This window comes from Mycobacterium sp. SMC-17 (assembly GCF_045310915.1).
In the GTDB taxonomy this organism is placed as follows: Bacteria; Actinomycetota; Actinomycetes; order Mycobacteriales; family Mycobacteriaceae; genus Mycobacterium.
The window spans coordinates 1-10,471 of sequence record NZ_JBJIAK010000088.1; the positions used below are offsets into that span (position 1 = coordinate 1).

Below are 10,471 nucleotides of genomic sequence, written 5' to 3' on the forward strand. Positions count from 1 at the left end.
CCTCAGGCCGCTGCGACGACCCGAAGGAGACGGTCTCTCACCGCCTCTCGATATACCCAGCGCCTCGTGGCGCACAGTTCCCCCGCGAAGAAAGTCGTTGCCGCTTTCAGAATCGCGACATCCTCACGGAGCCTTCGGTTTTCAGCCTTCAGGCGTTTGATTTCGTCGTTTTCTTCGCTGGTTACACCCGGGCGTTGTCCGCCATCAATCTGGGCTTGGACCACCCAGCGACGCACCGATTCCTTGCCCACGCCGAGTTGGCGCGCGACCGCCTCGGAGGCCGCGGTCAACGACGAGTACTCCTGCTGATGTTCGGTCACCAACCGCACCGCACGGTCACGCAACGCAGGATCGATCTTCTTGGGCATGCTGTTCATCCTTCCGGACTCAAACAGCAGCGGCATCAAACCTGGGGCGGTTCACAGATGATCTCGTCCGGGATCATGCGGTTGTTCCCAGGTAAGATTCCAGCTCTTGACGGACGACGGCTCTACCGCGGTGCAGGAGCACCCGCTGGTTGGCCGCAGTGATGTCCAACAATTGGCATACCTCCTCGGAACTGAACCCTTGCACGTCACGTAGTTGGACCACCTCACGCTGGCGCTCAGGCAACCGGCGCAGCCCCGCGGTGGCGACTCGAGTGAGTTCACCGCTGAGCAGCGATCCCTCGGGGGTCTCCGGAAACGGGGCGGGCGGTTCTTTCCAATGTCCTGGGTAGGGGTCCCCGGCGTCACGGAATCGGTCGGGATCGACGGTGCCGCCGGTCAGGACGCGTACCTCGGTGTCGGTGTGACGACGTTCGGCCATGCCGTGCTTTTTGGCGACATTGATCAAGATGGAGAAAATCCACGTCCGCAGGGAAGCTCGGCCCTCGAACCGATCGATGCCCTTGAAGACCGCGATCCACGTTTCCTGCACGACGTCTTCTGCTTGTTCGCGGCTGGAAACGTATCCGCGAGCTACCCGCAGCATTGAGGGCCCATAGAAGTCGAGGAGCTTGCCGAACGCCTCGCGGTCGCCGTTGCGCAGTTGTTCAGCCAACAGTGCTATGTCCGCCGGTTCCTGCATGTGGGTATCCCTTCTCGGTGGTACACGGACGACCGCGCAGCGACCCGCCGCTCATTCTGCGCCGTATTCGCTGAGTGAACAGCGCGATAGTTGGCTCACGTGGGATGCACCCGGTACCGGCTACGGGCTCTTCGCGGGGATGTCGAAGAAGGGGAACTCCGCCGAGATGTATCCGCGGTCGGGCTTGATGCCGGTGCCGAGGGGCGAGTTGGTGAGCAGGGACAACATGTGGTCCATGACGTTGTCGGCCAGTGCGCGGCCGTTGAACCCGGTGTAGTCGAACGATGCGGCGCTGCCCATCACGTAGGGCAGCGCCAAGGGGCCGAACATGTCGACGACGCGCTGGGCGTAGACCTCAGGGTCGGGTGATGTGCCTGCCAGCTCGACGTATTTGGCGACGGTGGCACGGGCGCTGGCCACGAAGGCCGAGTCGTCCGCCGAGGGTGCGCTGCGGTTGAAGGCTTCCTTCAGCTCGTCGTCGCCGAGGAAAAGGTGGGTGAACAGGGGCAAACCCCATCGGGCTACCTGCTGTTCTGGCGCGTGCCCGACCAGGGACACGGTAGCCCACGCGTGGAGCAGACCCGAGGTTCCCAGCATGGTGTTGGGCACCTCTAGGACGATGACGCCCACCGTTCTGCCGGCGAAAAAGTTCACGTGACTGTCGAACGCTTCGGGTTGATAGGAGTCGCGCATGAATGCCGCTTGGAACTCCGCCACGGCAGCGGCATCGCCGGCGAAGACGTCGTGGGCGACACCGGCGAAGACTCGCACCCCGCCATTGCCGAAGACGGTCGAACCCGTGGTGCCTGAAGCAATCACCTGGCCGGCTGCGCCGCTGGTGGCGTCAGCGCCGGTAGCGTAGCGAACCTCTACGCGTTGAGCATGCGCCTCGCCGTCACCATCGGCGACGTGGACGACGTCTCCGGCGCGGATTTTGAACGCGACATCTTCGCGGCGATCCCCGTTGGTGTCGACTCGGAAGGCGTAGAGAGCTTCATCCCGGAAGGGTGCGAACGTGTCCAGGTCAGCGGCGGGGTTGACGGTCATCGCGAACACCGTCGTGTCCGCGGTGCCGCCGAACAGGTAAAAGTCGCACAGGTTAAGGCGGGGATCTTCTTGGGCGGTAGGGGTGTCGAAGTGGTGGGACATAACGGCTTTCCTTTATTGCACGCAACGTGTGCGACGTTTGTAGGGTGAGCTGGCGAAGGGACGAAGTTGGTGTTTGTTGCGCAGTACCGAACTTTTTCGAAGAGCTGCATTACGCCGAGGGCCGGCGGTAACCGTCAGCTCATTGTTCAAACGGCGTGAGCTGGAAGATGTCGTCGCGGGCGAAACGTTCCGCTCCGGAACGGATTTCGCGCGCGCCCCCGCCCTAACCGGTCACGCTCTTGGTCGTCGCACCAAATATCGCGCGGCGTGAGCGGAGCAGTCCGGCCGCCAGCAACGCGCAGAACGTGTACGGCATCAGCATGAAAGGCTGGCCCGTATCGAAGAAGAATCGAGTGGCCATGACAGCATCGTGCAATCCCACCCATACGAAACTGAATGCGAGGAACCACCACGCCCATCGGTGTCCGGCGCGCAATCCGAACCGGGAGATGACAAGAACACCTGCGGCGGCGGCGATGATGTTGACACCACCGACTGAGCCGTTGGTGTCCAGCCAGGCCGCAGCGTCGTGGGTGAGGCTGGCGTGGGTGAAGTCTAGGGTTCCGGTGCCCAACCAGTAGGGCGAGTTCGCGCGGACCGCGGAGATCCAGGTGACGGCCAGAATGATCAACCCGGCGGTGATCGGCACGAAGCCCGCGGCGAAGGTCAGTCGCCATCCAGGCACCGGAACGATCGGAGCGTCGACGGGTCGGGTAGCGGGGTGCCTGATGGTCATGAGCGTTCCTTTGGTCGTCGAGCCTTCGAGGTTCATTGGTGCGATGGCGGTGAAGGTGAGTGTCGGAACGGTGGCGAACCGTTACAGGCACTTCGGACAGATCGGCATCGAGGACACAACGCACGCCATGTTGGTGCGGCTGCCGTCATGAGGCCCCTTCACGCCGTCGGCACGCGGCACCCAGGGGGCGTGCCCACAGCAATGTACTACACAGTACAGTTCTGCGGTGGGTTGTTCGCCGTTGTTGACACTCGGCGAGTCCTCCGTGAGAGCGACATGTCGACGCGTGCAACATGTCTGTTTCCGGTCGTCGCGGGATCGGCTCTAGACCCTTGACGGTGCCTGACGGCAGCTGCACCCTCACTGAGGCCGGCGAATCGCGGAGGGTCGAGTGGCTAAGAGGGAACGTATCCTGATCAGATGGCAGCTACGCGGACGCCCGAGAAGTCGTCAATGGGCGAGAGTGCGAGGTCGCTCTCCCCGCGTGGGCTTCGTAGCCGTACCGCTATCGTCGATGCGGCCGCGACCATGATGAGCCGAAGCGGAGTGGCGTCGACCAGCCTCGACGAAGTTTTGGCGGCAGCGGGCTGCGGTAAGTCGCAGCTGTACCACTACTTCGAGGACAGGGCCGACTTGATCCGCGCCGTCATCGACCGCCAGGTCGAACTGATCTTGGCCGCGCAGCCAGCGATCCATCACACCGACTCCTGGGCGGGCCTGCGTCGATGGGCCGACCAGGTGGTGCAGAGTCACGGTGTGCAGGACGGGCCCTTGGCCTGCCCGCTCGGTACCATGGCCGCTGAATTGAAGAACGACCCCGCCTACCTTCCGCATTTGGACGCCGCCTTCCGGCGTTGGGAAGAGCCGCTGGCGGGTGGCCTGGAGGTCATGCGGGAACGCGGTCAGCTCACCCGACAGGCGAACCCTGCCCGGTTGGCGCAATCGATCGTCGCTGCCGTGCAAGGCGGTCTGTTGATGGCTCAAATCCACGACGATCACACGGTTTTCAAAGACGCTGTCGACAACGCCCTGTTGTCGCTGCGCCGCAAGGCCATACCGCGGCAGCGGACGCTGAAGACGAAGAGCTGACGCAGCCGCCGGCCGCGTCCAGTGTCGGTGACGGCCGCCCTCGGCGGATGGGCCCGATGTCTGTTTCACACCTGGTAGCGCCGCAAGGCTGCCACTGCGTCCTCGAGTACGTCGCGCATGACCTCCATGCGGCCGTGCACTGAGGCGAGCAGGTAGCCACCCTGCAGGGCCGCGAGCAGGCTCGCGGCGAGGCGGTCGGGGTTGGCTTCGGCGTCGAGTTCGCCGCGTTCCTGGATGCGGTGCAGCCCCGCGGCCAAATGTCCCTCCCAGGTGCGGAAAGCGGCGTCGAGCGCGGGGCGGTGGGCCGGGGAGTCCTTCAGCTCTGTCGCCAAGTTGCCCAGCGGGCACGCGAACGGGCCGTCCTTGGCAGGTTGAGCCGCCATGACGCGCGACACCCAAAAGTCGAGACCGTCCCAAGATTCGATTGCGTCGGCCGCATCCTGACCACCCAGGACGACGGCAAGTTCGCGATCGATGACCGCACGCACCAGGTCGGCCTTATCGCGGAAATGGCGGTGAACCTCGCCGACCTCGGCGCCGGACGCGTGAGATACCTCGCCGATAGTGGTGGCCGCGACACCGCGGGCATACATCATTGCCGCCGCAGCCTCGACGATCACCGTGCGGGTGCGCCCGCGATGCGCAGTCTGCGCACCGCGGCAGACATACCTACGAGGCGAAAAGTTGTTCACGATTAGTCTCCGTTCAGCTTGCACAGTCTGGTAGGCGGCGCAGCAGTGCGCGGACCAATCCTGTTTGGTTCAGAGCTGTTCTGCATATATGCGTCGCGTCCCCGCCCGAACGGGACAGCGCGGGCGTCATGTCTAGAAGACGTTCGGGTCGGAACAGGCGTCGGGCACGCAAAGGCGCGTCGTAGAAGCCCCCTGCTGGGGCATTTGAGCGCTAGGAGGTTCGCGCTGAGGCCCAATGCACGACCGCCGTGACTGCTACCGCCATGAGCGGCGGCAGGTAGCCGGCCAGCAGTTGTAAACGCCATTCGGTGATGACGGGTGCGCTGGCGGCGCTGGTGATGGGCGGAATGCGGCCTTGCGACGGTGACGCGGTCATGGGTTTTGCTCCTTTGATGTTGTCGCTCGATCACCCGGGCGGGGCCCTTCCGGCGTTGCACGGTGATCAGACGCAAGTGAGTGTCCGGATGGGCGGTATTCGTTACACGGTTGACCGGGGCGCCTCGTGGATCGGCGTGGGGACGACCGACCGGCGGCAACGTGTAACGCCCCGCCGTACCGATGACACACCGTTGTGCAACACGCCCTCAAAATCAATCAATGAGAAGGAAGTCCAATGTCGCTGCAAGCACTCACATCTCGTTTGTCGCACTCGCCGATCACCTCGCGGGTTCTGCTTCCGGGAGGAGACGTTGCGCTCCGGTACGCGCTGGTGTTGGTTATCGCCTGGATCGGCGCGCTCAAGTTCACTGCCTATGAGGCCCAATCCATTCAGCCCTTGGTGGCCAGTAGCCCCCTGATGAGTTGGGTATACGACGTCTTTTCGGTGACGGCCTTCTCGGCCGTTCTGGGTGTCTTCGAGCTGACGGCCGCCGCGCTCATCGCCGTCAAGCCGTGGGCGCCGAAGGCGTCCATCCTGGGTAGTGTCATGGCGATCGGAATGTTCGTCGCGACGCTGAGCTTTATCCTCAGCACTCCAGGTGTGATGGCACCCGAAGCCGGTGGTTTTCCGGTGTTGTCGCTGGTGGGCTCGTTCTTGCTGAAGGATGTCGTTTTCCTCGCGGTGGCATTGTGCACCCTGGGGGACGCCATTCGGAGTTTGCGGGTCCACATTGCGGCCTAGGAGGACTCAGCGGGAGTGACGACGCTTAGCAGCTGGACGAGCAGCTACGTCAACTGCAGAACATGTACCTGCAACGTGTCGATGGCGATGGGTGATTACGATTTTCCGGCCCATCCCCGCTCGGCCGCGCCAAGAGTCTGGCGTGGAACAACGCGGGCGGCGCATTTCTGCGCCGGGCCTTGGTCGAGCGTCACCACCCGTGAACGGGCACCAGCAAGTCGACGATGGTGTGCAATTGCAAGACTGGCCGATCGTTGCGCCAGGCGGAATTACGCTTCCCCGCAATGTTGCTGAGCACTTAGGTGCTCGTGGGGGCGCGATCAGGCCGGTCATTCCACCCCGCCGCGTCGACGAGATCGAAGTAGTCGGGCAGTGCGCCGGCGGGGTGGCGCAAGTTGTAGAGGTGACCCGGGAAGTTCAACGGACTGGCTTTGGCTGGATTTCTCTCGACCTGCTCCACGATCGCCACGGCCAAGGCGTAGCCGAGGTCGTGGCGGGGCCAGGTCGCGTGAACCACGTCGGCGAACGCCTGCGGAATCGCTTCCCGCCCCCGTCCGAAGACGTCGACACCGACGCCCATCTGCGTCACGGCCTCCACGTTGCCGAAACGGTGACTGATGCCATCGCTTGTATGTAGCGCAACGGCCCGCCACACCGTGGCGATCCGGCCGTCGGTCAACCCGTGGGATTTGAGAAAGGCGGCCGCCGCGTCGGCGCCGTCCACTTCGAACCGTTGGCTGCCGTTGGCGTGCTCGGTTGCTCCCAAGTCGTGGAGCAGGCACGCCAAGAACACCAGCTCGTCGTCGTAGTCGGTCCCGGCGCGCAGACCGTTCGCGGTCGCCATATGCCGCGCAAACAGGTAGCTCCGCACACAGTGGTTGTAGATGAACGGCGGTGATACCGAGCGGCAGAAGTCCTGTGCTGCAACGGCGATCGTGGATTCGGGTAGCCCGAGATCGGGGCCGTGATCACTGTTCGGGCGCATGAAGACCTTTCCGGTCGACGAGTACGTGCACGAGCAGGCATGCCCTCTCCGCGCGGTCGGTGCGTACTAGAACCAAGCGCAGGGTGGTGCAGTTAGTAGAGCGGGATTCCGACCACTCCACTGCTGGAGAAGACCGCCAGGGCGCCCAGGGCGACGCCGAAGGCATCCATGACCACCATGAGTCGTACCGGGTATTCCTGCTTACGGCCGTCGGCGTGCATCGTCGGTACGTCGAGGTGTACGTCGGAGATGGTGGGCTTCTGCATCGCGGCGCTGAACCCCACCCGGTGCGCTTCGCGGTGCTCTTCGGGAATGATGATCGCCAGGTTCTGACCCATCACCTCGGCTCGGCGGTGCCCGAACAGCCGCTCGGCGCCGTCGGACCAATGGGTAATGATGCTGCCCGTGTCGATGCCGACGAGAGCGTAGAACTCTGCCACGTGCTCAGTTCTCTTTCTTGCCAAGCTGGTGACGATCGGGGTGCCCGATTTGTCGCTGTATCATCCTTCGCCCTGTCGACCAGCCGGACCCAGTTCGCTGCTCGGATCATGAGGCATGCGATGTACCCTACAGTACAGTTCTGGCGATGTTAAGTCTGATCACCACGGCGGTTTCCGCAAGGCATGAGGCGCGGCGTCCGATTTGAAAACGCCTTATCTCAATGAATACTGATGCAGCTTCAGTCTTTAGGTCGTCCCCCGGAGCCGTCTGCGGCTTGTGGCGGTGGCGCAAACTGTTCCACGTAGTACAGTCCAGTCAAGCTGCGCAGAAGCTGAAAGGGGAATGGTGAGCACATCGACCAGAACCGCCTTCCGCGGCGGTAACGGCGAGTTGGCCGGCAAGCTGGAGATGCCCGCTGACATCCCCAAAGCCTGGGCACTGTTCGCGCATTGCTTTACCTGCGGCAAAGACAACGTCTCCGCCGGCCGGATTTCACGTGCACTGGCCAGGCAGGGAATCGCAGTGTTGCGGTTCGACTTCACTGGATTGGGTGACTCTGAGGGCGACTTCGCGGCCACCGGCTTCAGCTCCAACATCGAGGATCTGGTGCGCGCTGCGGACCATCTCCGCAACCAATTTCATGCACCAGCGGTGCTGATCGGGCACTCGCTCGGCGGCGCAGCAGTCTTGGCCGCCGCGCAGCACATCCCGGAGGTCCGCGCCGTCGCGACCATCGGCGCACCGGCTGACCCCTCCCACGTCACCAACCTGCTGGGTGATGCCCTGCCCACCGTCAAAGCGGGCGAAGCCACGGTATCGATCGGGGGCCGACCTTTTCGGGTGCGCCGCCAGTTTCTCGACGACATCGCGGTGCAACCGCAGCGCGAGCGCATCTCCACCCTCGACGCCGCGCTGCTGGTCATGCATTCCCCGGTCGACCAGGTGGTGTCGGTGACCAACGCGCGAACCATCTTCGACACCGCGCGGCATCCGAAATCTTTCGTCACTCTTGACGGCGCCGACCACCTTCTCAGCGATCGGGCTGACGCCGAGTACGCCGCAAGCGTCCTGGCGGCGTGGTCGAGCAGGTACGTGGCGCCCTCCAACACGGCTACGGCCGATTCGACCGAGCTGGCCGACGGCGCCGTACGGGTCGCTGAGAGCGGCCCGGGTAGACTGACCCAGCAGATCAGCGCGCGCCGGCATCGACTGACCGCGGATGAGCCCCACCCCGTCGGTGACGACGCCGGCCCAACCCCCTACGACTTTCTCCTGGCCGCGCTCGGTGCCTGCACGTCGATGACGGTGCGGATGTACGCCGATCGAAAGCAATGGCCGCTGGAACGCATCGTCGTCGACTCGCGTCACACCCGCATCCACGCTAAGGACTGCGCCGAATGCGAGACCGCCACGGGAATGGTCGACCGAATCGACCGCAGCATCACCCTCATTGGCCCGCTCGACGCCGACCAACGCGCCAAACTGCTCGCCATCGCTGACCGATGCCCGGTGCACCGCACCCTGCGTTCCGAAGTATCCATCCACACCTCCGAATCGCGGGACGACTAAGAAAAAGGGCTGTAATGACGCAACATTCGGAGTTCGATGTCATCCTCATCGGTGGCGGACCCGGCGGCGCCTCCGCCGCGCGCTACCTCGCCGCCGAAGGGCTTCGGGTCGCCCTGATCGAAGAACGCCTCGTCGGCGGTGAATGCCACTACTTCGCATGCAACCCGACCAAGACGCTGCTGCGCCCCATCGAGGTGCTCGGGCTGGCCAAGGCCGTCCCTGGCGTGCGTGAAGCCGTCGGGCACGCACAACTCGACATCGCCGCCGTCTTCGCCAAACGCGACGCAATCGTTGACCACCTCAACGACGATGGAGTTACCGGTGCGCTCCAGCAGGGCGGCCTCGCGGTAATTCACGCCCACGGCCGTCTGACCGGCCCTCGCAGAGTCACCGTCACTCACTCCGACGGACGCGAGGAGATGATCCGCGCGCGGCATGCCGTCGTTCTAGCCACCGGCACCCGCCCCGCCATCCCCGACATACCGGGGCTGGCCGAGGCGCGGCCCTGGACCAATCGCGACTTGGCGGCCATGACGCACGTACCACCACGCAGCCTGATCATCGGCGGCGGCGTCGTCGGAGTCGAATTCGCCACCATTCTGGCCGGCCTCGGATCCCAAGTGACGCTACTGGCCCGCGGCGACACCCTGCTGCGCAACTCCGAGACCGTCGCAACCGAGATGGTCACCGACTCACTGCGCCACAAAGGGGTAGACCTTCGCTTCCACACTCACCTGTCTCGCGTCACCCGACCCGTGGCGGGTGGCGTCGTCCGCGCGACAACCGGCGACGAGACCATCGAGGTTGACGAAATAGTCATCGCTGCGGGGCGGGTCGTCAACACCGATGCCCTCGGCCTCGAAACCGTCGGGCTGCACGCTGGGGCCTTTGTAGCCGTCGACGACCATTTGCAGGCGCAGGGCGTAGACGGCGAGTGGCTCTACGCGATAGGCGACACCACCGGACGCGCACTGCTATCCCACCTTTCGCAGTATCACGCAGTCGTCGTCGCCGACGTCATCGCCGCCCGTGCACAGGGTCGTCAGCTCGGCGCCGACGAACTCATCGCCCGAGACTCCTACAACCTGTCCCAAGTCATCTACACCGACCCCCAGGTCATCGAAGTGGGACGCACCGAAGAACAGGCACGCGCCGACGGGTTCTCTGTCACGACGGCTACCGCGAGGTACCCCGAATCGGTACCCGACCTCGCACTGTTCCGCGACGGCTTCAATGCCTGGGCGAAACTGGTCATTGATGCCGACACCAATACGTTGCTTGGCGCCACCTTCGTCGGGCCCGAGTTCGCCGAACTCGCGCAAGCAGCCACGCTCGCCGTTGTCGCCAAGGTTCCCGTCGAGGTGCTGCGGCACGTCGTAGCGCCGCACCCCTCGATCAACCAAGTCTGGAACCCTCTCCTTGCCAGACAAAGGTAACCAAGGAGGTCGCCCCAACTAAGCGAGTCTCGCCATCGTCACCGAAGCGGCAAGCCCGGCGGGACCGGCTCGTAGGAGCAATGATCAATACCTGTGGATGAGGCCCGAGGAGGCGGCCTGAAAGTGGGCGCACCTTCCCGAGGATGATCATCACGGAATCAGGTATTCGATCAAGACCGGCGTTGG

Annotated in this window: 11 protein-coding genes and 1 pseudogene; 4 read left to right on the forward strand and 8 right to left on the reverse strand. The window is 64.1% G+C overall.

The genetic code is table 11. The annotated features are described in order from the left end of the window. Window positions 1-80 precede the first annotated feature (80 nt). The 4 genes and pseudogenes from ACJH7A_RS29275 to ACJH7A_RS29290 all read right to left on the reverse strand — a co-directional run. A pseudogene (locus ACJH7A_RS29275) lies at window positions 81-368 on the reverse strand (transposase); the annotation flags it as partial. Window positions 369-441: 73 nt separating this feature from the next. Further along, window positions 442-1,068 carry an RNA polymerase sigma factor gene (locus ACJH7A_RS29280; protein WP_406803214.1) on the reverse strand — a complete coding sequence of 209 codons (627 nt, stop codon included), beginning with the start codon at window positions 1,066-1,068 and terminating at the stop codon, window positions 442-444. Between the two features lie 120 nt (window positions 1,069-1,188). After that, on the reverse strand, window positions 1,189-2,217 hold the full coding sequence (locus ACJH7A_RS29285) for a DUF4331 family protein (RefSeq protein WP_103799461.1): 1,029 nt from the start codon (window positions 2,215-2,217) through the stop codon (window positions 1,189-1,191). Window positions 2,218-2,440: 223 nt separating this feature from the next. Further along, window positions 2,441-2,953, reverse strand: coding sequence for a hypothetical protein (locus ACJH7A_RS29290; protein WP_142394587.1), 513 nt, complete (start codon window positions 2,951-2,953; stop codon window positions 2,441-2,443). 420 nt (window positions 2,954-3,373) lie between these two features. On the opposite strand from ACJH7A_RS29290, the gene ACJH7A_RS29295 reads away from it, so the two are divergent. Beyond that, window positions 3,374-4,042, forward strand: coding sequence for a TetR/AcrR family transcriptional regulator (locus ACJH7A_RS29295; RefSeq protein ID WP_103799459.1), 669 nt, complete (start codon window positions 3,374-3,376; stop codon window positions 4,040-4,042). A 65-nt stretch (window positions 4,043-4,107) separates the two neighbouring features. On the opposite strand, the gene ACJH7A_RS29300 is transcribed toward ACJH7A_RS29295, so the two are convergent. Both ACJH7A_RS29300 and ACJH7A_RS29305 read right to left on the reverse strand, forming a co-directional pair. Further along, window positions 4,108-4,734 carry a TetR/AcrR family transcriptional regulator gene (locus ACJH7A_RS29300; protein ID WP_406803215.1) on the reverse strand — a complete coding sequence of 209 codons (627 nt, stop codon included), beginning with the start codon at window positions 4,732-4,734 and terminating at the stop codon, window positions 4,108-4,110. A 211-nt stretch (window positions 4,735-4,945) separates the two neighbouring features. Further along, a complete protein-coding gene (locus ACJH7A_RS29305) occupies window positions 4,946-5,110 on the reverse strand; it encodes a hypothetical protein (protein ID WP_181029266.1) in 165 nt (54 codons plus the stop codon). Window positions 5,111-5,347: 237 nt separating this feature from the next. Here ACJH7A_RS29305 and ACJH7A_RS29310 point away from each other — a divergent pair, with 237 nt between their 5' ends. Continuing rightward, complete coding sequence (locus ACJH7A_RS29310; RefSeq protein WP_103799457.1) at window positions 5,348-5,854, forward strand: YkgB family protein; 507 nt, start codon at window positions 5,348-5,350, stop codon at window positions 5,852-5,854. A gap of 298 nt (window positions 5,855-6,152) precedes the next feature. Here ACJH7A_RS29310 and ACJH7A_RS29315 read toward each other — a convergent pair whose 3' ends face one another. Then, complete coding sequence (locus ACJH7A_RS29315; protein ID WP_103799456.1) at window positions 6,153-6,839, reverse strand: HD domain-containing protein; 687 nt, start codon at window positions 6,837-6,839, stop codon at window positions 6,153-6,155. Between the two features lie 92 nt (window positions 6,840-6,931). Then, entirely contained in the window at window positions 6,932-7,279 is a 348-nt protein-coding gene (locus ACJH7A_RS29320) for a PAS domain-containing protein (RefSeq protein ID WP_181029265.1), read from the reverse strand. Between the two features lie 346 nt (window positions 7,280-7,625). Here ACJH7A_RS29320 and ACJH7A_RS29325 point away from each other — a divergent pair, with 346 nt between their 5' ends. Together ACJH7A_RS29325 and ACJH7A_RS29330 are read left to right on the forward strand one after the other, a co-directional pair. Then, window positions 7,626-8,849: an alpha/beta fold hydrolase gene (locus tag ACJH7A_RS29325; RefSeq protein ID WP_406803216.1), complete on the forward strand. Its 1,224-nt coding sequence runs from the start codon at window positions 7,626-7,628 to the stop codon at window positions 8,847-8,849. Between the two features lie 14 nt (window positions 8,850-8,863). Next, entirely contained in the window at window positions 8,864-10,285 is a 1,422-nt protein-coding gene (locus tag ACJH7A_RS29330; protein ID WP_103799453.1) for an NAD(P)/FAD-dependent oxidoreductase, read from the forward strand. Window positions 10,286-10,471: the final 186 nt, after the last annotated feature.

Bases quoted from the DNA above. Each gene is read 5' to 3' on its own strand.
- ACJH7A_RS29305 (WP_181029266.1), bottom strand. From the start codon at position 5,110: ATGACCGCGTCACCGTCGCAAGGCCGCATTCCGCCCATCACCAGCGCC.
- ACJH7A_RS29315 (WP_103799456.1), bottom strand. From the start codon at position 6,839: ATGCGCCCGAACAGTGATCACGGCCCCGATCTCGGGCTACCCGAATCC.
- ACJH7A_RS29330 (WP_103799453.1), top strand. From the start codon at position 8,864: ATGACGCAACATTCGGAGTTCGATGTCATCCTCATCGGTGGCGGACCC.
- ACJH7A_RS29310 (WP_103799457.1), top strand. From the start codon at position 5,348: ATGTCGCTGCAAGCACTCACATCTCGTTTGTCGCACTCGCCGATCACC.
- ACJH7A_RS29290 (WP_142394587.1), bottom strand. From the start codon at position 2,953: ATGACCATCAGGCACCCCGCTACCCGACCCGTCGACGCTCCGATCGTT.
- ACJH7A_RS29295 (WP_103799459.1), top strand. From the start codon at position 3,374: ATGGCAGCTACGCGGACGCCCGAGAAGTCGTCAATGGGCGAGAGTGCG.
- ACJH7A_RS29280 (WP_406803214.1), bottom strand. From the start codon at position 1,068: ATGCAGGAACCGGCGGACATAGCACTGTTGGCTGAACAACTGCGCAAC.
- ACJH7A_RS29285 (WP_103799461.1), bottom strand. From the start codon at position 2,217: ATGTCCCACCACTTCGACACCCCTACCGCCCAAGAAGATCCCCGCCTT.